This window comes from Ensifer sp. R1-3 (genome assembly GCF_056739175.1).
Window position 1 is genome coordinate 2,903,294 of record NZ_CP096515.1, and the last position, 25,427, is coordinate 2,928,720.

Here is a 25,427-nt window from a genome sequence, read left to right on the forward strand (position 1 = left end):
GTGAGGGAGGTTTCGAATGTTCACGCCACTCTCGTGCACCGTGCTCCTGACCGAATGGGTCAGCGTTCATGTCGCATCTGAAATTGCGCTTCATTCCTTGACTCGCTAATAGTTCTTTTCGCGGGTGCAGCATTCCCGCGTGTCCAAGTCTATGAGGAGTCCGACTTGTCCATTTCCAAGATCCTTGTTGCCAACCGTTCCGAAATCGCCATCCGCGTCTTCCGCGCGGCCAATGAGCTGGGGCTTAAAACGGTCGCGATATGGGCTGAGGAGGATAAGCTGGCGCTGCACCGCTTCAAGGCGGACGAGAGTTATCAGGTCGGACGCGGGCCGCACCTTCCCCGCGACCTCGGACCGATCGAGAGCTATCTGTCGATCGACGAGGTGATCCGCGTCGCCAAGCTCTCCGGCGCCGACGCCATACACCCGGGCTATGGGCTGCTCTCCGAAAGCCCGGAATTCGCCGAGGCCTGTGCCGCAAACGGCATCACTTTCATCGGCCCCAAGCCGGAGACGATGCGCCAGCTCGGCAACAAGGTCGCGGCCCGCAACCTCGCGATCTCGATCGGCGTGCCGGTCGTGCCGGCGACCGAGCCTCTGCCGGACGACCCGGAAGAGATCAAGCGACTGGCCGAGGAGATCGGCTATCCGGTGATGCTGAAGGCCTCCTGGGGCGGCGGCGGCCGCGGCATGCGGGCGATCCGCGACCCCAAGGACCTGATCCGCGAGGTGACCGAGGCCAAGCGCGAGGCCAAGGCCGCCTTCGGCAAGGACGAGGTCTATCTCGAAAAGCTCGTCGAGCGCGCCCGTCACGTCGAAAGCCAGGTCCTCGGCGACACGCACGGCAATGTCGTCCATCTTTTCGAGCGCGACTGCTCGATCCAGCGTCGCAACCAGAAGGTCGTGGAGCGGGCGCCGGCGCCCTATCTCAATGAGGCGCAGCGCCAGGAACTCGCGGATTATTCGCTGAAGATCGCCAGGGCGACCAACTATATCGGCGCCGGCACCGTCGAGTATCTGATGGATTCCGATACCGGCAAGTTCTACTTCATCGAGGTCAATCCGCGCATCCAGGTCGAGCATACGGTAACCGAGGTCGTCACCGGCATCGACATCGTCAAGGCGCAGATCCATATTCTCGACGGCTTCGCCATCGGTGCGCCGGAATCGGGCGTGCCGCGCCAGGAGGACATCCGCCTCAACGGCCATGCGCTGCAGTGCCGCATCACGACGGAAGACCCGGAGCAGAACTTCATTCCGGACTATGGCCGCATCACCGCCTATCGCGGCGCCACCGGCTTCGGCATCCGCCTCGACGGCGGCACCGCCTATTCCGGCGCGGTGATCACCCGTTACTACGATCCGCTGCTCGAGAAAGTCACCGCCTGGGCGCCGAATCCGGGCGAAGCGATCCAGCGGATGATCCGTGCGCTGAGAGAATTCCGCATCCGCGGTGTGGCGACCAACCTCACCTTCCTCGAGGCTATCATCAGCCACCCGAAGTTCCACGACAACAGCTATACAACGCGCTTCATCGACACGACGCCGGAATTGTTCCAGCAGGTCAAGCGCCAGGACCGCGCCACCAAGCTTCTCACCTATCTCGCCGACGTCACCGTCAACGGCCATCCGGAAGTCAAGGGACGGCCGAAGCCTTCCGACGATATCGCCGCGCCGGTCGTGCCGTTCATAGGCGGCGATGTGAAGCCCGGCACAAAGCAGCGCCTCGACCAGCTCGGCCCGAAGAAATTCGCCGAATGGGTGAAGGCGCAGCCGGAGGTGCTGATCACCGACACGACGATGCGCGACGGCCACCAATCGCTTCTCGCCACGCGCATGCGCACCTACGACATCGCCCGCATCGCCGGCACCTATGCGCGGGCGCTGCCCAACCTCTTTTCGCTCGAATGCTGGGGGGGCGCGACCTTCGACGTGTCGATGCGCTTCCTGACCGAAGATCCGTGGGAGCGGCTGGCGATGGTGCGCGAGGGTGCGCCGAACCTGCTTCTGCAGATGCTTCTGCGCGGCGCCAACGGCGTCGGCTACAAGAACTATCCGGACAATGTCGTCAAATATTTCGTCCGCCAGGCCGCGAAGGGCGGCATCGACGTCTTCCGCGTCTTCGACTGCCTGAACTGGGTCGAGAACATGCGCGTGGCGATGGACGCGGTGGCCGAGGAGGACAGGATCTGCGAGGCGGCGATCTGCTACACCGGAGACATCCTCAATTCCGCCCGGCCGAAATACGACCTGAAATACTACACGGCGCTTGCGGCCGAGCTGGAAAAGGCCGGCGCCCACATGATCGCCGTCAAGGACATGGCCGGGCTCCTGAAGCCGGCCGCGGCGCGTGTGCTCTTCAAAGCGCTCAAGGAAGCGACCGGCCTGCCGATCCATTTTCACACGCACGACACTTCCGGCATTGCGGCGGCGACCGTGCTCGCCGCAGTCGAGTCGGGCGTCGATGTCGTCGATGCGGCGATGGACGCGCTCTCCGGAAACACGTCTCAGCCCTGCCTCGGCTCGATCGTCGAAGCGCTGTCCGGCTCGGAGCGCGACCCGGGCCTCGATCCGGAATGGATCCGCCGCATCTCCTTCTACTGGGAGGCGGTACGCCATCAATATGCGGCCTTCGAAAGCGACCTCAAGGGGCCGGCTTCGGAAGTCTATCTGCACGAGATGCCGGGCGGCCAGTTCACCAACCTCAAGGAACAGGCCCGCTCGCTCGGCCTCGAGACCCGCTGGCACGAGGTGGCGCAGGCCTATGCCGACGCCAACCGGATGTTCGGCGATATCGTCAAGGTGACGCCGTCTTCCAAGGTCGTCGGCGACATGGCGCTGATGATGGTCTCCCAGGATCTGACGGTCGCCGATGTCGAGAATCCGGGCAAGGACATCGCTTTCCCGGAATCGGTCGTCTCCATGCTCAAGGGCGATCTCGGCCAACCGCCGGGCGGCTGGCCGGAGGCGCTGCAGAAGAAGGCGCTGAAGGGCGAGGAGCCCTATGACGCGCGTCCGGGCTCGCTGCTCGAAGACGCGGATCTCGACGCCGAGCGCAAGGGCATCGAGGAGAAGCTCGGCCGCGAAGTGACCGATTTCGAGTTCGCCTCCTACCTCATGTATCCGAAGGTCTTCACCGATTATGCGGTGGCCTGCGAGACCTACGGCCCGGTCAGCGTGCTGCCGACGCCCGCCTATTTCTACGGGATGGCGCCGGGTGAGGAACTCTTCGCCGACATCGAGAAGGGCAAGACGCTCGTCATCCTCAACCAGGCGCAGGGGGAGATCGACGAGAAGGGCATGGTCAAGATGTTCTTCGAAATGAACGGGCAGCCGCGTTCCATCAAGGTACCCGACCGCAACCGCGGCGCCTCGGCTGCCGTCCGCCGCAAGGCGGAAGCCGGCAACGCCGCCCATCTCGGCGCGCCGATGCCGGGCGTGATCTCGACCGTCGCGGTGGCCTCCGGCCAATCGGTCAAGGCCGGAGACGTGCTGCTCTCCATCGAGGCGATGAAGATGGAGACGGCGCTTCACGCCGAGAAGGACGGGGTGATTTCCGAGGTGCTCGTAAGGGCCGGCGATCAGATCGATGCGAAGGATCTGCTGGTGGTGTTCGGGGGTTAAGCACCGCCCGCCCTTCAGATGTCATAGCTCATCGGCGCACTCAGCGAGGCGATGAACCGCTTGGTCCGCTCGCGCTCCGGTGTCGAGAAGATCTTGCGCGGGGGGCCGCTTTCGACGACGACGCCGCCATCCAGGAAGACGACGTGATCGGCGACGCGGGAGGCGAGGCGAAGGTCGTGGGTGGCCATGATCATCGTGGTGCCCTCCCGCGCAAGGCGGCTCAGGACCTCCACCACTTCTTCCGCCAGTTCCGGATCCAGCGCCGAGGTCGGCTCGTCGCAGAGGAGCACGCGCGGCGAGGGGGCGAGTGCGCGGGCGATCGCGACGCGTTGCTGCTGGCCGCCGGAAAGCGTGGCCGGCCAGGCATCCGCCTTGTGTGCCATGCCGACCTTCTCCAGCAGCTCGAGCGCCCGGGTGCGCGCCCGGTCGGCCGGCCATTTGAGAACGGTGACGAGACCTTCCATCACATTGCCGATCGCCGTCTGGTGCGGGAAGAGCTGGAAGTTCTGGAACACCATTCCCGTCTGGCGGCGCAGTCTCTGGATCGCCTGCCAGCCGACCTTGCGGCCCTCGGCGAATTCGAGCCGGTCGTCGCCGAGGCGGATTGTCCCGGCCGTCGGGATTTCCAGCAGGTTGACGCAGCGCAGCAGCGTGCTCTTGCCGCCGCCGGAGGGACCGACGAGCGCAGTCACGCTGCCTTCCGCGAGCGAGACGCTGATGTCGTTCAGCACGGTGTTGGTGCCGAAGCGCTTGACGATGTGGGAGAGCTCGATCATGCGCGCGCCTCCAGGAAGCCGCCATAGCGGGCGAAGCGCTGCTCCAGTTTCCCCTGCAGCGCCGAAAGAACGGAACTCATGACAAGATAGATCAGGGCAGCCTCGATGTAGAGGATCAAGGGTTCGTAACTCGTGGCGACGATGCGCTGCGCCGTCTGGAAAAGCTCCGGCACCGTGATCGCAGCGGCGAGCGAGGTGTCCTTGACGAGCGAGATGAAGGTGTTCGACAGCGGCGGAACAGCGACGCGGCCCGCTTGCGGAAGGATCGTCCGGCGCATCGCCTGACTCCAGCTCATGCCGATCGAATAGGCCGCTTCCCACTGCCCCCTCGGAACCGACGAGATCACCGCGCGGATGATTTCGGAACTGTAGGCGCCAATGTTGAGCGTGAAGCCGATCAGCGCTGCCGGAAAGGCGTCGAGCAGTATGCCCATGCTCGGCAGGCCGTAGAAGATGACGAAGAGCTGCACGAGCAGCGGCGTGCCGCGGATCACCCACACATAAAACCGGGCCACGGCCGCGAAAGGAGCCGGAGCAAACAGCCGGACGACGGCGGTGACGAGGCCGAGAGCCAGGCCGAGGGTGAAGGAGAGGAGCGTCAGCGGGATCGTGAAGATCAGCCCCGCCCAGAGCAGGGCCGGCAACGAGTCCGCCATCAGTTGAAGCCAGTGGGGCAAGACAGAACCTTTCAAAACGCGCGATCCGTCCCGGATGCAGGGACGGATCGCGATTCATAAGCAGGATGGGGAAAGGTGTGAAGCCCACATCCGTGCAACTGTTCCGTGGGCCTCTCTCCCCGCTTCAGGTCACCCTGGTTGATCCGCCGGCCGCAGGGAATGCGAAGGCACGGATTGCCCCTCTCCTCGGGTCAAACCCGAGGACTAACCCTCTCCCGGCAGGCGGGGAGAGGGTATTTAGGAGGCCGCGGCGCATCGCGTCTTCCAAAGGCGAGTGAGGTGCGAGAGGTTGCCGCGTGTCCCTTCGCCCCGCTTGCGGGGAGAAGGTGCCGGCAGGCGGATGAGGGGCCGTTCCGGCATCTTCCACACGCTATTTCGAAACGTCGGCGCCGAAATATTTCTGCGAGATCTTCTCATAGGTGCCGTCGGCCTTGATCTCGGCCAGCGCCTTGTTGATCGCTTCGAGCAGCTCCGGCTCGCCCTTGCGGATGATGATGCCCGAATAATCGGCACCGGGCTTTTCGGCGGCGATCTTCACATTCGCATCCGGCTTCTGCTTCTTGAAGTCGAGGAAGGAGAGGCTGTCATTGATGGTCGCGTCGGCGCGGCCCGTCAGCACGAGCTGGATCGACTGGTCGAAACCGTCGGTTCCGACGAGCTCGGCGCCCGAGGCTTGCGCGAGCTTGCCGAAGTTGCTGGTCAGCGACTGTGCCGATTTCTTGCCCTTCAGGTCGGCGAAGTCCTTGATCTCCTCGTCGTCGCCGCGGACGATCAGCACGGCCTTGGAGGCGATATAGGGTTCGGAGAAATCGTATTTCTTCTTGCGTTCCTCGGTGATGCCGACCTGGTTGATGACAGCGTCGTAACGGTTTGCGTCGAGGCCGGCGATCAGTCCATCCCACTTGCCTTCCAGGAATTCCGGCTTGACGCCGAGGCGCTTGGCGACTTCCTGGCCGATCTCGACGTCGAAGCCGACGAGAGCGCCGCTCGCATCATGATAGGTGAAGGGGGCGTAGGTACCCTCGGTGCCGATCTTCAGCACGCCTGCGGACTTGACCTCGTCCAGGTTCTGCCCCGCCTCAGCGGGAACGAAGGCGGCGAATTGCAGGAGTGCGGCGGCAAAAAGCGTCGGAAGGAGTTTCATCGTTGTTTTTCCAGTTCTGGTTCTCCGGCCCGTCATCCGGATTACAGCGAATTTCGCATAAACCCGCCGGTTTCCAAGCGTATAAAAGACCAATTCCGAACGGTTTCGATAAAGATTTTTCCTCAGATGGCCGATTCCCACCCAAAACGCTGAGGCGTGAAATGTTCCGTTTGCGTGCCTGCGGTTTTGCGGCAGGCGGGATTGAAAGCCGCGCTCGGGAATGATAATCACGTTTCCATCGATTCATGCACGATTATGCACGGTTCCACGATGTCCACCGATCTGCTGCTGCGAGAGAGAAAGAGCCTGATCCAGGAAAGGCTGAGAACCGAGGGCCGGGTGCTCGCGGTCGATCTCGCGCGCGAATTCCGCGTGTCGGAAGACACGATCCGCCGCGACCTGCGCGAGATGGCCGCCGCCGGCCTTTGCGAGCGCGTCTATGGCGGAGCGCTGCCGGTTGCGCCCGACGCAGGCTCGCTTGTGGCCCGGATATCCCGCGCGCCCGAACGCAAGGCGGCGCTGGCGCGGGCTGCCGTCGCCTTTCTAAGGCCGCGCATGACCGTGTTCCTCGACGCCGGCTCCGCCAATCTGGCGATTGCGCAGGCAATCGGACCGGACCTCTCCGCGACGATCATCACCAATACGCCGCCGATCGCCGCGGCCTTGATGGAGAAGCCGGGCATCGAGGTCATTCTGGTGGGCGGGCCGCTGAACCGCGCTGTCGGCGCGGCGGTCGGTGCGCGGGCGCAGCGCGATGCCGAGCTCTTGCGGCCCGATCTCGCGATTCTCGGAACCTGCGGTGCGGATGCCGAAGCAGGGCTGACCGCGTTCCACTTCGAGGATGCGGAATTCAAGCGGCTGATCGCTTCCAGGAGCCGCGCCCTGCTTGCGGCCGTCACGACCGACAAGCTCGGTACCGCAGCACCGCATACGGTGGTCGCCATCGACGGCGCCTGCACGCTCGTTCTCGAGGCGGATGCGCCGGAAGCCGAGGTCGCGGCCTTCACGGCGCGGGGGGCGAACGTCGTTCTCGCGAAGGAGCCTATCCGGTGATCCGCGATCCCGACGGCAATCTCATCGAAATCACCAATTGAGCCGGACGATCCGGCAGCGGAAGGTTAACCCATGGATCAGCGCACAGATTCCGCCCCGAAAGCCGTTGGCCGGCAGGGCTATATGTCGAAAAACCGGCTTGCCGTGTCTCTCCTGTTTCTGATGAACGGCTTCGTCACCGGAAGCTGGGCGCCGAAAATCCCGGAGTTCAAGGAGCGGCTCGGCATCGGCGAGAGCGTTCTCGGTCTTCTCATCCTCGGTTTCGGCATCGGCTCGCTGGTGCTGATGCCGATTGCCGGCGGCTTCATCGCCCGTCTCGGCTCGCAGAAGGTGGTCAAGGTCACGGCGATCATCCTTTCACCGCTGCTTCTCCTTCTGACGCTCCTGCCGAATCTGTGGACGGCAGCACTCGGCATGTTCCTGCTGGGTGGCTTCGTCGGCGCGATGGATGTGGCCATGAACGCCAATGCCGTCGAGGTCGAGAAGTCGATGCGCCGTGCCATCATGTCCTCGTGCCACGCCTATTGGAGCCTCGGCGGGCTGATCGGCGCGGGGATCGGCGGCTTTCTGATGGCGCGCTTCGGCGTGCTGCCGCATGCGATCGTCGTCACCTGCCTGTGTCTTGCGATACTCGCGGTTGCCTGGCCGATGATCCTTGCCGACCGTCCGCATCCTGCGGCAACCAGAGAGAAGCTCAGGCTGCCGATGACACCGCTGCCCTGGCTGATCGGCATCATGGCCCTTTTCTCGATGGTGCCCGAGGGTGCCGTTCTCGACTGGGGTGCGCTTTATCTGAAGGATGAACTCGGCGCCTCCGTCGAGCTTTCGGGCTTCGGCTTTGCCGCCTTCTCGGCGACCATGGCGGCGATGCGCTTTGCCGGCGATCACGTGCGCGACCGGCTCGGTGCCACTCTGACCTTGCGCATCTGCACCGTGACCGCTCTCGCCGGCATGGTGCTGGCCGGTCTCGCTCCCAATGCCGTTCTCGCGATCCTCGGTTTTGCGCTTGCAGGCATCGGCATATCCAACATGGTGCCGATCGCCTTTTCGGCCGCCGGCAATATGCCGGGTCTGCAGCCGGGCATAGGGCTGTCGGTCGCGACCACCATGGGCTATTCCGGCATGTTGTTTGCGCCCTCATTGATCGGCTTCATCGCGGAACACAGCGGCTTCGCGATCATCTTCGCCTGCGTTCCCGTGCTGTTCATCGTGGTGCTTCTGCTTTCGCATCACGCCGTTCATGCGGATCACAGCAAGGGGTGATCGTCGTTTGGGCGGATGAGGGGCAGTCGCGCAGCCGCTGCCATCAATTCGCCGTCAGCGCGTGATGTTGCCGTTGACAAGCGGGCGTTCCTTCGCCACCTGAAGTGAAAGTTCCCGGGCGGTCCGTGCGCGTTCCGCTCTGCAGCAACGGACCCAAGAAGAGGCCTTCATGTCTTCTGCCTTCGATTTCGAGCCACAGCCGCGCCGCGCCTCGGTCGCCGTCGATGTCGGCGGCGTGATTGTCGGCGGCGGTGCTCCGGTCGTCGTCCAGTCGATGACGAACACCGATACGGCCGATATCGATGCGACGGTCGCGCAGGTGGCCGCACTCCACAAGGCAGGGTCGGAGCTGGTGCGCATCACGGTCGACCGCGACGAGAGCGCCGCGGCCGTGCCGAAGATCCGCGAGCGGCTCCTGCGCCTCGGCATTGACGTGCCGCTCGTCGGCGATTTTCACTATATCGGCCACAAGCTGCTCGCCGATCATCCGGCCTGCGCCGAGGCGCTTGCGAAATACCGCATCAATCCCGGCAATGTCGGCTTCAAGGACAAGAAGGACAAGCAGTTCGCCGAAATCATCGAAATGGCGATCCGCTACGACAAGCCGGTGCGGATCGGGGTGAACTGGGGCTCGCTCGACCAGGAGCTCCTGACGCGGCTGATGGACGCGAACCAGGCGAATGGCTCCCCTCTGACGGCACAACAGGTGATGCGCGAGACGATCGTGCAGTCGGCGCTTCTCTCGGCGGAACTTGCCGAGGAGCTGGGCCTGCCGCGTAGCCGCATCATCCTGTCCGCCAAGGTTTCGGGCGTGCAGGATCTGATCGCCGTCTATGCGATGCTCGCCGCGCGTTCCGACCATGCGCTTCATCTCGGCCTCACCGAGGCGGGCATGGGCACCAAGGGCATCGTCGCCTCTTCCGCCTCGCTCGGCATCCTGATGCAGCAGGGTATCGGCGACACCATCCGCATTTCCCTGACGCCCGAGCCCGGAGGCGACCGCACGCGCGAGGTGCAGGTGGCGCAGGAGCTTCTGCAGGTGATGGGCTTCCGTCAGTTCATTCCGGTCGTCGCGGCCTGTCCGGGCTGCGGCCGCACCACCTCGACCGTGTTCCAGGAACTCGCCCAAAAGATCCAGGAGGATATCCGCGCGAGCATGCCGGTCTGGCGTGAGAAATATCCGGGCGTCGAGGCGCTGAAGGTCGCCGTGATGGGCTGCATCGTCAACGGCCCCGGCGAGAGCAAGCATGCCGATATCGGTATTTCGCTTCCCGGAACCGGCGAAATGCCGGCCGCACCCGTATTCATCGACGGGCAGAAGGCGCTGACGCTGCGCGGGCCGAAGATCGCCGAGGACTTTCAGCTGCTCGTCGCCGATTATATCGAGAAACGCTTCGGCCACGGCCAGGCGGCGGCGGAGTAGTATCGAGGATCAGAGCCGTGCCGTCAGCAGCTTGAAGCCCGCAAAGGCGAAGAAGCCGGCCATCAGGCTCTCGATGATCCGCCGCGATTTCAGATAGGCGCGATGCACCGGCGCGAGCGAGAAGACGATCGCGAAGCCGCAGAAGATCACGAGGCCGATCAGCATGCAGCCGCCGATGAAGGCGGCCGTGACGCCGATCGGCGCTCCCTCCGGCATCCCGAGCGAGACCAGCATGATCCAGGCGAAGATCGCCTTCGGATTGGTCAGGTGGATCCCGAGACCTTTGAGGTAAAGCTTCTTCAGCGAGGAAGTCGGGGGAACACGAAGGGCGGACGGTTGGGCGTCGCCCCGCATCGCCGCTCTGAGCGCGTTATAGGCAAGCCAGAACAGATAGCAGGCGCCGGCGATCTTCAGGACGATGATCGCCTGGCCATAGGTCCGGATGAGGGCCGACAGGCCGGAAGCCGTCAGCATCGCCCAGGTGTAGCTGCCGCTCAGCACGCCGAAGGCGAGCGCCAGGCCCGCGCTTCTCCCCCGGCTGACCGAGGTCGCGATGATCGCCAGAACCGCTGGCCCCGGCGAAGCAACGGCGATGATATAAGCTGTCCACGCGACGAGGAGCTGCGGCAGATAGGGCGTGAGGTCGAGCATGACGGCGTCCGATTGTCCTTGCGGACGGGACAGTAGCCGAGGCTTCAGTTGATGCCAATGGGGTGCGCGATGCCCCGAGCGCGAAGAAACGGCCGGTATGTTTTTGGCTTGCCCCTCATCCGGCCTGCCGGCCACCTTCTCCCCGCAAGCGGGGCGAAGGAGATTCGCGGTGAAGCGTTGCCCAAGTCCCCTCTCCCTGCAAGTCCCCTCTCCCTGCCTGCGCTAGGGCATATACGCATCTGATCCTCTCGCGGAATCCGTTGCCATGGGGAGAAACCGGCTGGCTCTCCGTTCCGGTTATGCGGTCTCCCGACGGCATCGTTTGGGGCGGGTGAAGGTCAAGCCGCTTGTCGTCTCCCCCACAAGGGGGGAGAATATTTGCGGCAGGCCCTCGCCTCCACTTCTGCGTTCTGTCCGTGGCATCGTTTAGGCATGCGAAGGTCAAACCGTTTATCGCATACCCATGGCAACGGCTCCCGCCGGAGGAGCAGATATGCATATGCCATAGCCGGCCTGCCGGGAGAGGGTTGGTCCTCGGGTTAAACCCGAGGAGGGGGCGAAACGCGCGGTCCGCCGTTCAGCCCTTACAGAACCTCGTCGAGTGCCGCGACCAGCTTGGCGCATTCCGCGTCGGTGCCGATGGTGATGCGCAGGAAATCCGCGATTCGCGGCTTGGCGAAATGGCGGACGATCACAGCCCTTTCGCGCAGTTTCGCCGCCAGCGTCTGGCCCGCATGTCCGGGGTGGCGGGCGAAGACGAAGTTTGCCTGCGACGGCAGGACCTCGAAGCCGCGCTTTTCGAGTTCGCTCGTCAGCTTCGCCCGCGAGGCGATGATCTTGCCGCGGGTCGCCTCGAACCACGCCTCGTCCTCGATCGCAGCCGTTGCGCCGGCCTGGGCGGCGCGTCCGAGCGGATAGGAGTTGAAGCTGTCCTTGACGCGCTCCAGCGCCTCGATCAGCGGCCGCTGGCCGATCGCGAAGCCGACGCGCAGGCCGGCCAGCGCGCGTGACTTCGAGAAGGTCTGAACGACGAGCAGGTTGTCGTATTTCGGAACGAGCGCGATTGCGGATTCGCCGCCGAAATCGATATAGGCCTCGTCGATCACCACCGGCTGACCGGGATGGTCGGCCACCAGCCTTTCGATTTCGGCAAGCGGCAGGCCGATGCCGGTCGGGGCGTTCGGGTTCGGCAGGATGACCGCGCCCGAGGGCCGGCGATAATCGGCGATGTCGATGCGGAATGCGGCGTCGAGCGGCACCTCCACCGCCTCGATGCCGAAAAGGCCCGCATAGGTCGTGTAGAAGCTGTAGGAGATGTCCGGAAAAAGCAGCGGCCTGTCGTGCTTCAGCAGCGCCGCGAATGTGTGTGCCAGGACCTCGTCGGAACCGTTGCCGACGAAGACTTCGCCGACCGATACCTGGTGGCGCGCGGCGATCGCCTGCCGCAGTCCGAGAGCCACCGGATCCGGGTAGAGCCGGAGATCCGTGTCTGCGGCCGCCCGGATCGCCCCCAGCGCCTTTTCCGAGGGGCCATAGGGGCTCTCGTTGGTGTTGAGCTTGACGAGATCGGCCATGCGCGGCTGTTCACCGGGGACGTAAGGTTTCAGCGCGGCAACGATCGGCGACCAAAGTTTGCTCATGAGCTCAGTTCCTGCGGTTGGCGATGAAGCGGGCGGTTTCGGCAAGGATCGCCGAGCGTGGTCCGTAGGGTTCGAGCAGGCCTTCCGCCTCGGCCACCAGGCTTTCGAGCCGCCGCTCGGCCCAGGGCTGGCCGTGCAGGGAGACAAGCGTGCCCTTCCCCCGTGCGGCATCCTTGCCGGTCGCCTTGCCGACGATTGCGGCATCGGCGGTGAGGTCGAGCAGGTCGTCGGCAAGCTGGAAGGCGAGGCCGATCTTCTCCCCGAAGGCGCGCAGCCGTCGGCGGTCCTCTGCCGGCGCATCGGCGATGATCGCGCCCGCCTCGCAGGCGAAGCGGATGAGGGCGCCTGTTTTCATCGACTGCAAGAGGACGATGCCCGCTTCGTCGGGGGCGCTCTTTTCGGCGGCTAGGTCGAGCGCCTGACCGCCGGCCATGCCGCCATGCCCCGCGGCGCGCGCGAGCGCCAGCACGAGCGTCGTCTTCTGACGGTCGGAGAGCGCCGTTTCCGGCGCCGCGATGATGTCGAAGGCGAAGGTCAGCAGGCTGTCGCCCGCAAGGATCGCCGTCGCCTCGTCGAAGGCGACGTGCACCGTCGGCTTTCCGCGGCGCATGTCGTCGTCGTCCATGGCCGGGAGGTCGTCATGGACGAGCGAATAGCAGTGGATGCATTCGAGCGCAGCGCCGGTTCTGAGCGCCGTTTCCGCATCGCCGCCGAGGAGGGCCGTGCTTTCGGCGACGAGAAAAGGGCGCAGCCGCTTGCCGCCGTTGAGCACGCCATGGCGCATGGCGCCGAGCAGGTTTGCCGGGCGGGCGATTTCGCCCGTGCCCACGGCCGGGCCGAGCAATGTCTCGAGCAGCGCTTCGACCGCGACCGCGTTGGTCTTGAGGCGCGCCGGAAAGGATGATCTCTCGTCTGTCATAGAGGCTCTTTGACACGCGGCGGAGCGGCTTTCAACGGGCTTTGGCGTCGCAGCGCACAGGGCTGGTCCGGGGATGACGGCGCTGCAGAGCCTTGCCTTTTGCGAGAAAGGCCGTTCAACTTTCGCTCGCCATCGCATATGAGAGGGTGAATGGGACAAGAGGCGGGCGGAAAAGAGGTGGACGGACGGGGCGTGGAGATCGTTTCGGAAGAACGCGAGGAGGCGGAGTTGCCCGCCGGTCGCTGGACGGCCACGCGCAGGACCTGGCGCTCGCGGCGGCGTCGGCTCGTTTTTATCGTCCTCTCAGTTCTCATCCTGCCCTATGCCCTGATCGGCCTCTATCTCTTGGAGTTCATTCACCCGGTTTCGACACTGATGCTGCGCGATCTCGTGCTGCTGCGCGGCTATGACCGGCAGTGGGTGGAATTCGACGACATCGCGCCGGTGCTCGTCCAGTCGGTGATGATGTCGGAGGACGGGCAGTTCTGCGCCCATGCCGGCATCGATTGGGCGCAGATGCGCGGCGTCGTCGAGGATGCGCTCGACGGCGAACAGACGCGCGGCGCCAGCACGATCCCGATGCAGACGGTCAAGAACCTGTTCCTCTGGAACGGCCGTTCCTTCGTGCGCAAGGCGATGGAACTACCGCTCGCGATCGCGGCCGATTTCGCCTGGAGCAAGCGGCGCCTGATGGAGATCTACCTGAACGTCGCCGAATGGGGCGAGGGCATATACGGGATCGAGGCCGCCGCCCGGCATCATTTCGGCGTTTCGGCGGCGAAGCTTTCGCGCCGCCAGGCCGCTCTCCTCGCCGTCTCGCTGCCCAACCCGATCGATCGCACTGCCGGCAAGCCGGGGCGTGGCCTGCGGCGTCTCGCTGCGGTGATCGAACGCCGGGCCGGCCGCTCCGGCGGTTATATCACGTGCCTTTATGATTAGGATGAAACCAATTCATTGGTTCGCCGGCCGCTGATGTGGCAAGGCTGCGTTTGTATCTCGCATGAGCGAACCCAGTCGGAGACAGGATCATGGCCAAGCTCGTCCTCTATGTCGGCAACAAGAACTATTCGTCCTGGTCGCTGCGGCCCTGGCTCGCCCTCACGGCCGGCGGAATTCCGTTCGAGGACGTCGTCGTTCCCTTCGATTTTGCGGCCGGAAATCCGCGTTTTCACGAAATCTCGCCCACGGGCCGCGTTCCCGTTCTTCATCACGGCGAGATCCGCATATGGGAATCGCTCGCGATCATCGAATATGTCGCGGAGCTTTTCCCGGATGCGGGTCTCTGGCCGGAGGACCGCGCGGATCGTGCCCGTGCGCGCAGCTACTCCATGGAGATGCTCTCCGGCTTCCGGGCGCTGCGCGGCGCCTGCCCGATGAACATCCGCCGTCCGAGAAAGGCGATCGCTCTGCCGGACGGCGTCGTCGAGGACGTGGCACGGATCGAGACGATCTGGCGGGAGTCGGTCGCGCAATCAGGGGGGCCGTTCCTTTTCGGCCGGTTCACCGCGGCCGACGCGATGTTCGCCCCGGTCGTCAACCGTTTCGAGACCTATGAGCTCGTGGCGGACCCGGTGACGCTCGCCTATATTGACGCCGTCAAGGCGCATCCGGCCTTCCGCCAATGGGAGGAGGCGGCGAGAGTCGAAACATGGATCGTACCCGAGGACGAGGCCTGAGGCGGATCGGGGCTTCCCGCGCCCGAGTCGAAAATTTGCGCGCGGGGACTGGTCAAAGTGCGGTTCGACATGTATAAGCGCGCGAAATTCCGAGATCGACATCTGTTTGACCCGGCCATTTTCGGCTGCTGAACAGTGTTTTGCCCGATAAGTGGAGAATGAAATGGCTGTACCGAAAAGAAAAACGAGCCCGTCCAAGCGTGGCATGCGCCGTTCCGCTGACGCCCTCAAGGCTCCGACCTACATCGAAGACAAGAACTCCGGCGAACTGCGCCGCCCGCATCACATCGACCTGAAGACCGGCATGTATCGCGGCCGCCAGGTCCTGACGCCGAAGGAAAACGCATAAGCGTTTCCGCCTGCGGATGAAGTTCGAAGGGTCGGCATTGCCGGCCCTTTTTCTTTGGTGGATCGAGGGGTGATCAGCCCAGATTATCCAGTTTCGTCTGAAGGGCGCGGAGCTGTTCCTTCAGTTCGTCGATGTCCTTCGCCTCGGCCTTCCTGGTTTCCTTGGCCGGCGGGGCGGCCATGAAGGGCGAAAACATCTGCATGGCCTGATGGAACATTTCAGTGTTGCGCCGGACCTGTTCCTCGACGAGCTGCAGCGGCACCTTCAGGTTCTTGCCGATCGGCGTATCGCCGAAGGCCTTGGTGATCTGCTCCCGCATCTGCGCCTGCTGTTCGGTGAAGGCCTGCATCGAGTGCTCGAGATAGCTCGGTACGACCATCTGCATCTGGTCGCCATAAAAGGAGATCAACTGGCGGAGAAAGGAAATCGGCAGGAGCGTGTTGCCGGTCTTCGACTCCTGTTCGAAGATGATCTGCGTCAGCACGGAATGGGTTATATCTTCGCCGGACTTGGCATCCTGAACTATGAAGTCCTCGCCCCTCTTCACCATGACAGCCAGGTCGTCGAGGGTCACGTAAGTGCTCGTACCGGTATTGTAGAGTCGCCGGTTCGCGTATTTCTTGATAACGATCTGGCCTTCGTTTTTCCCCATCAGGGTCTCCTCTTACCCATGGTCCCGTCTTTATTGTATTTTTCAGAGTATCCGCAAAAGAGCGCCACTGACAATCTCTTTGTGCAATGCGGCGACGCAGGTGCGAAGGAGCGCCGACAAGCGACCGTGAAGCTTTTGCGGCAGTGCAACTAGCCGTTTGACTCGCGCTCCTCCCTTTGCCAGTCTGCCTCCATCAGGCAAAGCAAATATGAGGAACGTCCCATGAGCAATCCCTCGATCGTCATCGCCAGCGCGGCTCGCACGGCCGTCGGCTCCTTCAACGGCGCCTTCGGCAATACTCCCGCGCACGAACTGGGTGCGGCCGCCATCAAGGCGGTGCTGGAGCGGGCTGGCGTCGAAGCGGGCGAGGTGGACGAGGTGATCCTCGGTCAGGTGCTGCCGGCGGGCGAGGGGCAGAATCCTGCGCGGCAAGCGGCGATGAAGGCCGGTCTCCCGCAGGAAAAGACCGCCTGGGGCATGAACCAGCTTTGCGGCTCGGGCCTGCGCGCCGTAGCGCTCGGCATGCAGCAGATCGCAACCGGCGATGCGAAGGTCATCGTTGCCGGCGGCATGGAGTCGATGTCGATGGCGCCGCATTGCGCGCACCTGCGCGGCGGCGTGAAGATGGGCGACTACAAGATGATCGACACGATGATCAAGGACGGCCTGACGGATGCCTTCTACGGCTACCACATGGGCATCACCGCCGAGAACGTTGCGCGGAAATGGCAGCTGACGCGCGAGGAACAGGACGAATTCGCGCTTGCCTCCCAGAACAAGGCGGAAGCGGCCCAGAAGGCCGGCCGTTTCGCCGACGAGATCGTGCCTTTCGTCGTGAAGACGCGCAAGGGCGACGTAAACGTGGATCAGGACGAGTACATCCGCCACGGTGCCACGCTGGATTCGATCGCAAAGCTCCGCCCGGCCTTCGACAAGGAAGGTACCGTGACCGCGGGCAACGCTTCGGGTCTCAACGACGGTGCCGCCGCGGCGCTCTTGATGACCGAGGCCGAGGCGGCCCGGCGCGGCATCCAGCCGCTTGCCCGCATCGTCTCCTGGGCCACGGCAGGCGTCGACCCGCAGATCATGGGCACCGGCCCCATCCCCGCATCGCGCAAGGCCCTCGAAAAGGCCGGCTGGTCGGTCGCCGATATCGAGCTCGTGGAGGCTAACGAGGCTTTCGCGGCTCAGGCCTGCGCCGTCAACAAGGACCTCGGCTGGGATCCTTCGATCGTCAACGTCAATGGCGGAGCGATCGCCATCGGCCATCCGATCGGTGCCTCCGGTGCCCGCGTGCTGAACACGCTTCTTTTCGAAATGAAGCGGCGCGGCGTCTCCAAGGGGCTTGCCACCCTGTGCATCGGCGGCGGCATGGGCGTCGCCATGTGCGTGGAACGCCTGTAACCGGCCTCCCGCGATGCGGGCAAGTTTCGGATCAGATGATGCACATCAGCGGCCCGGGCTCGCCGGGCTGCAGGGGTGTGCTTTTGCAAATTTGACTTAACCGAGTGGGAGGCGAGTATGAGCAGGGTAGCACTGGTAACGGGCGGATCCCGCGGCATTGGCGCTGCGATTTGCGTGGCGCTGAAGGCTGCGGGCTACAAGGTGGCCGCAAACTATGCCGGAAATGACGAGAGGGCCAAGGCCTTCGAGCAGGAAAGCGGCATTCCCGTCTACAAATGGGACGTATCGAGCTATCAGGCCTGCGTCGATGGCATCGCCAGGGTCGAGGCCGACCTCGGACCGGTCGACATCCTCGTCAACAATGCCGGCATCACCCGTGACGCCATGTTCCACAAGATGACGCCGGAACAGTGGGGCGAAGTGATCGGCACCAATCTCACCGGCGTCTTCAACATGACGCATCCGCTGTGGTCGGGCATGCGCGACCGCGGCTTCGGCCGTATCGTCAACATCTCGTCGATCAACGGGCAGAAGGGGCAGATGGGCCAGGTGAACTATTCCGCCGCCAAGGCCGGCGATCTCGGCTTGACCAAGGCGCTGGCCCAGGAAGGGGCGGCGAAAGGGATCACCGTCAACGCGATTTGCCCCGGCTATATCGGCACCGAGATGGTGCGCGCCGTTCCGGAAAAGGTGCTCAACGAGCGGATCATTCCCCAGATACCCGTCGGACGCCTCGGCGAGCCGGAGGAAGTGGCACGCTGCGTCGTGTTTCTCGCTTCCGACGACGCGGGCTTCATCACCGGCTCGACGATTTCGGCCAATGGCGGCCAGTACTTCGCCTGAGGCATGGTGCCCTCGGCTTTCCGGCGCCCTTCGGGGCGCCGGATTCGTTTCGGCCCTGGCACTAGATATTGTGGTGAACGAAAGGGGAAAACGTTCCCGCCGGCGAGTCGGCGTTGCTCTGCCCCGGCAGGAGGCGGGTGCCTGTGAAGCGATTCCTATTTCCGGACTCGGCCGATCGGCAGCGAATCCCGTTAAAATTTTTCAATCTTTCCAGACTCTTGGATTCGGAATCCTTTGCGTGGTCAACGGCCGCAATGACGCCAAACGAAGCCGATCGGCAACTTCTGAGGGGTGATCCTCCCTTGGATTCAGCATATGGTGCGTAACTAGATGTTGAAATCTATATATAGCCGTGAACATAAAGTGAATCAGCGGGAGTCAGCGATTCGTCTCTGATTCGTTCCGTCGCTGTTCCAGAATCCTGAACGAGAGTTCTAAGGGGAGGCGCAAGATATGGTTGCCGATTGGCGTATTTATTCCCCGTGAACCCTTGCGTTTGGCACGTCGCATAGGCATCTGTTTCCCGCCGGAGCATGAAAGCGCGCCGGATCTCAGTGCGTGTTCCATAAATCGGAGCCGTTTTACGGATAATACATACGGAAAATCAGCACTGCAGCGAGCTTCGCGCGACCAAAAGAAGTGCGGCGCTGCAGAGACTGCCCGGGATCGAGACCTTGTCCTTTCAATCCATGATCCTGAGCGGCCGCGGCGTGACCGCGGTGCTCGGACCCACCAACACCGGCAAGACCCATTATGCGATCGAGCGCATGATCGCGCATGACAGCGGCGTCATAGGGCTTCCGCTGAGATTGCTCGCGCGCGAGGTCTACACCCGTCTCGTGGAGAAGGTCGGTCACCACAATGTCGCGCTGATCACGGGCGAGGAAAAGATCGCGCCGCATCGCGCCCGTTACTCGGTCTGCACGGTGGAGGCGATGCCGCGCGAGACGACGGCCTCCTTCGTGGCGATCGACGAGGTTCAGCTCGCAGGCGATCTCGAACGCGGCCACATCTTCACGGACCGGATCCTGCACCTGCGCGGCCGCGGCGAGACGCTGCTGCTCGGCGCCGCGACGATGCGGCCGATCCTCGAATACCTGCTGCCCGGCATCACCGTCGTCGAGCGGCCGCGCATGTCGCAGCTTCTCTATGCCGGCTCCAAGAAAATCACCCGCCTGCCGAACCGCTCGGCAATCGTCGCCTTTTCGGCCGACGAGGTCTATGCCATCGCGGAGCTCATCCGGCGCCAGCGCGGCGGCGCGGCCGTCGTACTGGGGGCGCTTTCGCCGCGAACCCGCAATGCGCAGGTGGCACTCTATCAGGAGGGGGACGTCGACTATCTCGTGGCGACCGACGCGATCGGCATGGGGCTGAACCTCGACGTCGATCATGTCGCCTTCGCTCAGGACCGGAAGTTCGACGGCTATCAATACCGTAACCTCAATCCGGCGGAGCTCGCCCAGGTCGCAGGGCGCGCGGGCAGGCATGTCCGGGACGGGACCTTCGGCGTGACCGGACGCGTCGATCCGTTTGACGAGGAGCTGGTGCACCGGATCGAATCGCATGAGTTCGACCCTGTCCGGGTGCTGCAATGGCGCTCCAAGGCGCTCGACTTTTCTTCGCTGAAGGCACTGAGAAAGAGCCTCGAGGCCGCACCGGCGGTATCGGGCCTGGCGCGGGCGCTCCCGGCCGTCGATCAGCAGGCGCTCGAGCATCTGACCCGCTACCCGGAGATCGTCGACGTCGCCACGGCGTCCGAGCGCGTCGAGAAGCTCTGGGAAGCCTGCGCGCTCCCGGATTATCGCCGCATCACGCCGGCCCAGCATGCGGATCTGATCTCGACCATCTATGCCGACCTCGTTCGCCATGGCACGGTCAACGAGGATTTCATGGCCGAACAGGTCCGGCGCGCCGATCATACGGACGGCGAAATCGACACACTTTCGGCGCGAATTGCGCAGATCAGGACCTGGACCTATGTATCCAACCGGCCCGGGTGGCTTGCCGATCCGACACACTGGCAAGAAAAGACGCGGGAAATCGAAGATCGATTGTCCGACGCGCTACATGAAAGGTTGACGAAACGCTTTGTTGATCGCAGGACATCTGTGCTCATGAAGCGCCTGAGAGAGAATGCGATGCTGGAAGCAGAAATCAGTGTGAATGGTGATGTCTTCGTAGAGGGACACCATGTGGGTCAGCTAGCCGGTTTCCGGTTCACGCTCGCCGCGGGCAGCGAGGGAACGGACGCGAAGGCCGTTCAGGGTGCCGCCCATAAGGCGCTCGCGCTGGAATTCGAAGCGCGCGCCGCTCGTCTCCATGCGGCCGGCAACGGCGACCTGGCCCTGTCGTCGGATGGTCTTGTCCGTTGGCTCGGAGATCCGGTCGCGCGGCTCACGGCGAGCGACCACGTCATGCGTCCCCGCGTCATCCTGCTTGCCGACGAGCAGCTCCAGGCCAATGCCCGCGAACACGTGCTGGCGCGGATCGAGCGTTTCGTGAACCATCACATCAGCACGGTGCTGAAGCCTCTGGACGACATTTCGCGCGCCGAGGATCTCGAGGGTCTCGCCAAGGGTCTCGCCTTCCAGATCGTCGAGAATCTCGGCGTGCTCTTCCGTCGCGACGTCGCCGAGGAGGTGAAGTCGCTCGATCAGGAGAGCCGCGCGTCGATTCGCAGATACGGTGTACGCTTCGGCGCCTATCACATCTTCCTCCCCGCGCTTCTGAAGCCGGCTCCGGCGGAGCTGATCACGCTTCTCTGGGCGCTGAAGAACGACGGGCTGGACAAGCCCGGCTACGGCGAGCTCATCCCGATGCTTGCTGCCGGCCGCACCTCCGTCGTCACCGATCCGTCCTTCGAGCGGACCTTCTACAAGCTCGCGGGCTTCCGGTTCCTCGGCAAGCGCGCGGTGCGGATCGATATCCTGGAGCGGCTTGCCGATCTCATCCGTCCGCTCCTGCAGTGGAAGCCGGGAACATCGCCGCGTCCTGAAGGCGCCTATGACGGCCGCCGTTTCGTCGCGACGACGTCGATGTTGTCCATTCTCGGGGCAACGCCCGATGACATGGAGGAAATCCTCAAGGGTCTCGGCTATCGCGCGGACGCCGTGACGGCCGAGGAGGCGGCAGCTTTCCTGGCAAGCCAGAATGGGGAGACGGCGCCTGCCGAAGAGGCCGGTGCGAGTGTAGCGGATGCGGGGAGCGTCGAGGCTGAAGCCGCGGATGCGCCGACCGCAGAGACGGAAGCCACCGGAACCGCGGCTGCCGAGGCGCCGGCCGCGCCGGCTGCAGAGACGGAAGCCGCCGATACCGCAGCTGCCGAGACGCAGGCCGCGCCGGCGGGCGACGATGCGGCGGCACCGGCTGAGCCGGAGGCCCCGGCTGAGGCCAAGCCGGTGCTCCTGTGGCGTCCGGGCACCCGTCAGGACAATCAGCGACAGGGCGGTCGCCAGGGCGAACAGCGCCGGGGCGGCCAGCGCCATGGCCAGACCGAAGGCCGCGAGGGCGGCCGCAGGCAGGCCCCTCACGGCAAGTCGCAGGGCAAGTCGCAGGGCAAGCCCTGGGAAGGCAAGCCGCAGGAGGGCAAGGGGTCTGAAGGAAGGCCGGGCGGCCAGCGAAAAGACCGCGGCGACCGGCACGATCGAAACAAGTCGTCTCCTCCCAAGTTCGAAGGGCGCCCGCCCCGCAAGGAAAAACCGATCGATCCGGATTCACCTTTCGCCAAGCTCGCTGCTCTGAAGGAGCAGATGAAGAAGTAGGTCAGGCCCATGGAAAAGCAGCCGCCGTCCGCCCCTGCAATGCGCCAGCGGCTCGACAAGTGGCTGTTCTTCGCCCGGCTGATCAAATCGCGCTCGCTCGCCCAGAAGGCGATAGAGGCGGGTCATGTGGCGGTCAACGGCAAGCGTGAGACGCAATCGTCCGCCCAGATCAAGGCCGGCGACATGCTCGAGGTATCGCTGGAGCGGCGCGATCTCGTCGTGCGCGTGCTGCTGCCCGGGTCCCGCCGCGGCCCCTATGAGGAAGCGCGCCTGCTCTACGAGGATCTGACTCCCGCCGTGCCCGCCGGCAGGCCGACGCTTTTCGAGCAGGCGACGCGCGACCGCGGAGCGGGGCGGCCGACAAAGCGGGACCGCCGCGAGACGGACCGCTTGCGGCCGGGGCCGGACCGCTTGCGGCCGGGGGACCTGGAAGACGACTGATTTTCAGACATTGGATCCGGCGCCGTACACTGTCGGAGGCGGCCTGCAGCCGATTTCGGCACGCCCGTCCCGAGGCTGGAAAACTGTGCCCCCACAGGGGCAAATCGCGCATGGATAATTCTTGCAAAGGCCCGTCAAAGCCTTTACGTGACAAGCAACGCTACAGTGCCGAACGCCCCGTTCGAGGGGCGAAGGTTGGTGTAGCAGCTTGAACCGATGTGTGGTTTCACCGGATCGATTCCGATTCACGAAGCCATGCAGAGGATGGCATTCGGGTCTGCCTCGGCAGCTATGCGCGCCGGACATGCCTAGCATGCGCGGGCGATCGAGTGTCACCGTTGATTGCCGTCTGCCATCAAATGTGAGCATTGGCTGGAGTACCTCATGACGTATGTCGTGACCGATAACTGCATTCGCTGCAAGTACACGGACTGCGTTGAAGTCTGCCCGGTGGATTGTTTCTATGAGGGGGAGAATTTCCTCGTCATCCACCCGGATGAATGCATCGACTGCGGCGTATGCGAGCCGGAATGTCCCGCGGGCGCAATCAAGCCCGATACCGAGCCGGGCCTCGATATGTGGTTGAAACTGAACGCGGAATTTTCCACACAGTGGCCGAACATCACCGTCAAGCGCGACCCGCTGCCGGAGGCCAAGGAGATGGATGGCGTAGAAGAAAAATACGAGAAGTATTTTTCTTCCGAACCGGGACAGGGCGACTGAGGCGGGTTTCGGCCGCTCGGTTCGTCACGGCTGACGGACGACAGATGGCGAGGCCGGAAAGCTGGGGAAATCCCGCCGGCACTTCGCGCTTGCGAGCGCGGCGACTTGATCGTTGCCGTGCAGCAAATTATTGATTTCCGCTCTTTTTTGTGATAGTTTTCATACACTGATCCACAGAGGGTGCTTTTGCGCGCCCGAAAACCAGCACGAAAGCACACGATCTCCACCGCGCGGCACTTTTGAGATATGCAACGGCCCGTTGCTTGTGACTGCGCCATAAGAGCTTGTTTGCGTTTCGTTGGAGGACCAGGTGGACCCACCCGGCGGTATCTCCGTCTATCCCGGGCCTGACTGACCCGGCCCCGGCCCCTGTGAGGGCCGGGTGCGCACTAGGGAGTGTTTGAAACGAATGACCACCCAGCAGAAGAAATCTTCAACGCGCCAAGGCTTCAAGACCGGTGAATCGATCGTTTACCCGGCCCATGGCGTTGGCCAGATCGTCGCGATCGAGGAGCAGGAAGTCGCGGGCATGAAGCTCGAACTCTTTGTCATCGACTTCGAGAAGGACAAGATGCGTCTCAAGGTGCCGGTGGCGAAGGCTGTGGGCATCGGCATGCGTAAGCTGTCCGAAACCGATTTCGTCGACCGCGCGTTGAAGGTCGTGCAGGGCAAGGCGCGCGTGAAGCGGACCATGTGGTCGCGTCGCGCTCAGGAATACGATGCCAAGATCAATTCCGGCGATCTCATTTCCATCGCGGAAGTCGTACGCGACCTCTATCGCGCCGAGAACCAGCCGGAACAGTCCTATTCCGAGCGCCAGCTCTATGAAGCCGCGCTTGACCGGATGGCGCGCGAAATCGCTGCCGTGAACAGGATGTCGGAAACTGAGGCCGTTCGCCTTGTCGAGGCCAATCTCAACAAGGGCCCGAAGCGCGGCAAGGCTATCGAAGAAGACGACGCACAGGACGAAGCCGCTTAAGCACTCCTTGCGTAAAATCAGAAAAGCCCGGCTCCAAAGGCCGGGCTTTTTTGTTGCCGTATGTTCCCAAGCTGAGCGCCCGATTGCACGAGAAGGCGAGAGCCGGGCGCGGCGCAGCCGCGTTACAATCGGTGGGGCGTATAGCGGCGGGATCCACAATCAAAAATCGCGCCCGCCCGCGGAACTTTTCGCGCCCGCGCACGTTTAACACTCCCGGCAGGGAGGCCTTCGCCTGTGCTGCCGAGCGATCTTGGCCCCGTGATTTCCTCACGCCTCAGGTTCGTATTCTTCCATCTAGGGCGCCCTGTCATTTCGTCAACCAGCGCCATCCGTCCCCGTTGCCGAACGCCGCAAGAGAGCGCTCGGCGTTTGGAGTTCAATCGTGAAATGGCGCTTGCCGCCAGCTACGGAGCAATCGATGAAGACCCTCACAGCAGACAGGCGTATGATCAAGATTGCCATGGAAGCGCCCTATCTCGAGCGGGATGAGGAACATGCGCTCGCACAGGCCTGGCGGAACGATAACGACCAGGAGGCGCGCAACAAGATCGCAATGTCGCACATGCGTCTGGTGATTTCGATGGCGGCGAAGTTCCGCAGTTTCGGACTGCCCATGGGAGATCTCGTGCAGGAGGGGCATATCGGGCTGCTGGAAGCCGCAGCGCGTTTCGAGCCGAGCCGGGAGGTGCGTTTCTCGACCTATGCCACGTGGTGGATCCGCGCATCGATGCAGGACTACGTGCTGCGCAACTGGTCGATCGTACGCGGCGGCACCAGTTCGGCGCAGAAGGCCTTGTTTTTCAATCTGCGCCGGTTGCGCGCGAGGCTCGCCCAGGGGGACAGGCAACTGACCTCGCAGGCGATGCACGAGGAGATCGCCGCGGCTCTCGGTGTCAGCCTTGCCGACGTGCAGACCATGGATGCGCGCCTTTCCGGAAACGACGCGTCGCTGCAGGCGCCGATCGGCGGCGGCGACCCGGATGCCGGCGCCCGGCTGGACTTCCTGGCGAGCGAGGCACCTCTGCCCGACGAGCAGGTGAGCGATCTGATCGACGGCGAGCGCGCCCGCCGATGGCTGCAGGTCGCGCTCGGAGAGCTCAGCGAGCGTGAAATGAAGATCATTCGCGCCCGCCGCCTGACGGAGGATGGCGCCACGCTGGAGGAGCTCGGCGTCGCGCTTGGAATATCGAAGGAGCGCGTGCGGCAGATCGAGACGCGCGCACTCGAAAAACTTCGTGCGGCGCTCACCGCCAAGGCGCCGGCGCTGACGGCGTCGATGCATTGAAGCGTAAGGCTTCGCGAGGTCATTTGCCCCTCATCCGCATGCCGGCACCTTCTCCCCGCGAGCGGGGCGAAGGGACGAGCCTTGGGCTCGCCAGTTCTCCATTGAGCGACTACAGCGCCGCGCGTCTTATCAGACGCGCAAAGG

At 63.8% G+C, this 25,427-nt stretch carries 21 protein-coding genes; 14 read left to right on the top strand and 7 right to left on the bottom strand.

From position 1 onward, the window contains the following. Nucleotides 1–165: 165 nt before the first annotated feature. Nucleotides 166–3,624 carry a pyruvate carboxylase gene (pyc, locus tag M1D43_RS13835; protein WP_153315112.1) on the top strand — a complete coding sequence of 1,153 codons (3,459 nt, stop codon included), beginning with the start codon at nucleotides 166–168 and terminating at the stop codon, nucleotides 3,622–3,624. Between the two features lie 14 nt (nucleotides 3,625–3,638). Here the strand turns inward: pyc and M1D43_RS13840 are convergent, their stop codons facing one another. From M1D43_RS13840 to M1D43_RS13850, 3 genes are all read right to left on the bottom strand, one after another. Next, nucleotides 3,639–4,400: an amino acid ABC transporter ATP-binding protein gene (locus M1D43_RS13840; protein ID WP_153315110.1), complete on the bottom strand. Its 762-nt coding sequence runs from the start codon at nucleotides 4,398–4,400 to the stop codon at nucleotides 3,639–3,641. Then, entirely contained in the window at nucleotides 4,397–5,077 is a 681-nt protein-coding gene (locus M1D43_RS13845; RefSeq protein ID WP_003535752.1) for an amino acid ABC transporter permease, read from the bottom strand. Before M1D43_RS13845 ends, M1D43_RS13840 begins: the two co-directional genes overlap by 4 nt. Nucleotides 5,078–5,447: 370 nt before the next feature. Beyond that, nucleotides 5,448–6,221, bottom strand: a complete 774-nt coding sequence (locus M1D43_RS13850) for an amino acid ABC transporter substrate-binding protein (RefSeq protein ID WP_153315107.1) — start codon at nucleotides 6,219–6,221, stop codon at nucleotides 5,448–5,450. A gap of 255 nt (nucleotides 6,222–6,476) precedes the next feature. On the opposite strand from M1D43_RS13850, the gene M1D43_RS13855 reads away from it, so the two are divergent. The 3 genes from M1D43_RS13855 to ispG all read left to right on the top strand — a co-directional run bounded on the left by M1D43_RS13855 (nucleotide 6,477) and on the right by ispG (nucleotide 9,960). Further along, complete coding sequence (locus M1D43_RS13855; RefSeq protein WP_192923497.1) at nucleotides 6,477–7,274, top strand: DeoR/GlpR family DNA-binding transcription regulator; 798 nt, start codon at nucleotides 6,477–6,479, stop codon at nucleotides 7,272–7,274. Nucleotides 7,275–7,346: 72 nt separating this feature from the next. Continuing rightward, nucleotides 7,347–8,537, top strand: coding sequence for an MFS transporter (locus M1D43_RS13860; RefSeq protein ID WP_003535755.1), 1,191 nt, complete (start codon nucleotides 7,347–7,349; stop codon nucleotides 8,535–8,537). Nucleotides 8,538–8,706: 169 nt separating this feature from the next. Then, nucleotides 8,707–9,960, top strand: coding sequence for a flavodoxin-dependent (E)-4-hydroxy-3-methylbut-2-enyl-diphosphate synthase (ispG, locus tag M1D43_RS13865; RefSeq protein WP_014527003.1), 1,254 nt, complete (start codon nucleotides 8,707–8,709; stop codon nucleotides 9,958–9,960). A 9-nt stretch (nucleotides 9,961–9,969) separates the two neighbouring features. On the opposite strand, the gene M1D43_RS13870 is transcribed toward ispG, so the two are convergent. The 3 genes from M1D43_RS13870 to M1D43_RS13880 all read right to left on the bottom strand — a co-directional run bounded on the left by M1D43_RS13870 (nucleotide 9,970) and on the right by M1D43_RS13880 (nucleotide 13,170). Further along, nucleotides 9,970–10,611, bottom strand: a complete 642-nt coding sequence (locus tag M1D43_RS13870; RefSeq protein WP_153315103.1) for a LysE family translocator — start codon at nucleotides 10,609–10,611, stop codon at nucleotides 9,970–9,972. 584 nt (nucleotides 10,612–11,195) lie between these two features. Further along, complete coding sequence (gene hisC, locus M1D43_RS13875; RefSeq protein WP_010970532.1) at nucleotides 11,196–12,251, bottom strand: histidinol-phosphate transaminase; 1,056 nt, start codon at nucleotides 12,249–12,251, stop codon at nucleotides 11,196–11,198. A gap of 4 nt (nucleotides 12,252–12,255) precedes the next feature. Next, complete coding sequence (locus tag M1D43_RS13880; protein ID WP_153315101.1) at nucleotides 12,256–13,170, bottom strand: polyprenyl synthetase family protein; 915 nt, start codon at nucleotides 13,168–13,170, stop codon at nucleotides 12,256–12,258. A 150-nt stretch (nucleotides 13,171–13,320) separates the two neighbouring features. On the opposite strand from M1D43_RS13880, the gene mtgA reads away from it, so the two are divergent. The 3 genes from mtgA to rpmF all read left to right on the top strand — a co-directional run bounded on the left by mtgA (nucleotide 13,321) and on the right by rpmF (nucleotide 15,195). After that, on the top strand, nucleotides 13,321–14,109 hold the full coding sequence (gene mtgA, locus M1D43_RS13885; RefSeq protein WP_010970530.1) for a monofunctional biosynthetic peptidoglycan transglycosylase: 789 nt from the start codon (nucleotides 13,321–13,323) through the stop codon (nucleotides 14,107–14,109). Nucleotides 14,110–14,198: 89 nt separating this feature from the next. After that, nucleotides 14,199–14,846 carry a glutathione S-transferase family protein gene (locus M1D43_RS13890; RefSeq protein ID WP_153315099.1) on the top strand — a complete coding sequence of 216 codons (648 nt, stop codon included), beginning with the start codon at nucleotides 14,199–14,201 and terminating at the stop codon, nucleotides 14,844–14,846. Between the two features lie 163 nt (nucleotides 14,847–15,009). Beyond that, nucleotides 15,010–15,195 (top strand): 50S ribosomal protein L32, encoded by a 186-nt coding sequence (gene rpmF / locus M1D43_RS13895; protein ID WP_003535764.1) that lies wholly within the window; start codon nucleotides 15,010–15,012, stop codon nucleotides 15,193–15,195. Nucleotides 15,196–15,268: 73 nt separating this feature from the next. Here rpmF and phaR read toward each other — a convergent pair whose 3' ends face one another. After that, nucleotides 15,269–15,847, bottom strand: coding sequence for a polyhydroxyalkanoate synthesis repressor PhaR (phaR, locus tag M1D43_RS13900; RefSeq protein WP_003535770.1), 579 nt, complete (start codon nucleotides 15,845–15,847; stop codon nucleotides 15,269–15,271). Nucleotides 15,848–16,069: 222 nt separating this feature from the next. On the opposite strand from phaR, the gene M1D43_RS13905 reads away from it, so the two are divergent. The 7 genes from M1D43_RS13905 (at nucleotide 16,070) to M1D43_RS13935 (ending at nucleotide 25,283) form a co-directional block, all read left to right on the top strand. Then, nucleotides 16,070–17,251 carry an acetyl-CoA C-acetyltransferase gene (locus M1D43_RS13905; RefSeq protein WP_003535771.1) on the top strand — a complete coding sequence of 394 codons (1,182 nt, stop codon included), beginning with the start codon at nucleotides 16,070–16,072 and terminating at the stop codon, nucleotides 17,249–17,251. A 117-nt stretch (nucleotides 17,252–17,368) separates the two neighbouring features. Further along, on the top strand, nucleotides 17,369–18,094 hold the full coding sequence (locus M1D43_RS13910; protein ID WP_003535773.1) for a beta-ketoacyl-ACP reductase: 726 nt from the start codon (nucleotides 17,369–17,371) through the stop codon (nucleotides 18,092–18,094). 689 nt (nucleotides 18,095–18,783) lie between these two features. Beyond that, on the top strand, nucleotides 18,784–21,855 hold the full coding sequence (locus M1D43_RS13915) for a DEAD/DEAH box helicase (protein WP_192923500.1): 3,072 nt from the start codon (nucleotides 18,784–18,786) through the stop codon (nucleotides 21,853–21,855). Nucleotides 21,856–21,864: 9 nt separating this feature from the next. Further along, entirely contained in the window at nucleotides 21,865–22,296 is a 432-nt protein-coding gene (locus M1D43_RS13920; protein WP_003535776.1) for an RNA-binding S4 domain-containing protein, read from the top strand. A gap of 384 nt (nucleotides 22,297–22,680) precedes the next feature. Then, nucleotides 22,681–23,019, top strand: coding sequence for a ferredoxin FdxA (gene fdxA, locus M1D43_RS13925; protein WP_003535779.1), 339 nt, complete (start codon nucleotides 22,681–22,683; stop codon nucleotides 23,017–23,019). A 409-nt stretch (nucleotides 23,020–23,428) separates the two neighbouring features. Further along, nucleotides 23,429–23,998 carry a CarD family transcriptional regulator gene (locus M1D43_RS13930; protein WP_003535785.1) on the top strand — a complete coding sequence of 190 codons (570 nt, stop codon included), beginning with the start codon at nucleotides 23,429–23,431 and terminating at the stop codon, nucleotides 23,996–23,998. A 418-nt stretch (nucleotides 23,999–24,416) separates the two neighbouring features. Further along, nucleotides 24,417–25,283, top strand: a complete 867-nt coding sequence (locus M1D43_RS13935) for an RNA polymerase factor sigma-32 (protein ID WP_153315095.1) — start codon at nucleotides 24,417–24,419, stop codon at nucleotides 25,281–25,283. Nucleotides 25,284–25,427 lie beyond the last annotated feature (144 nt).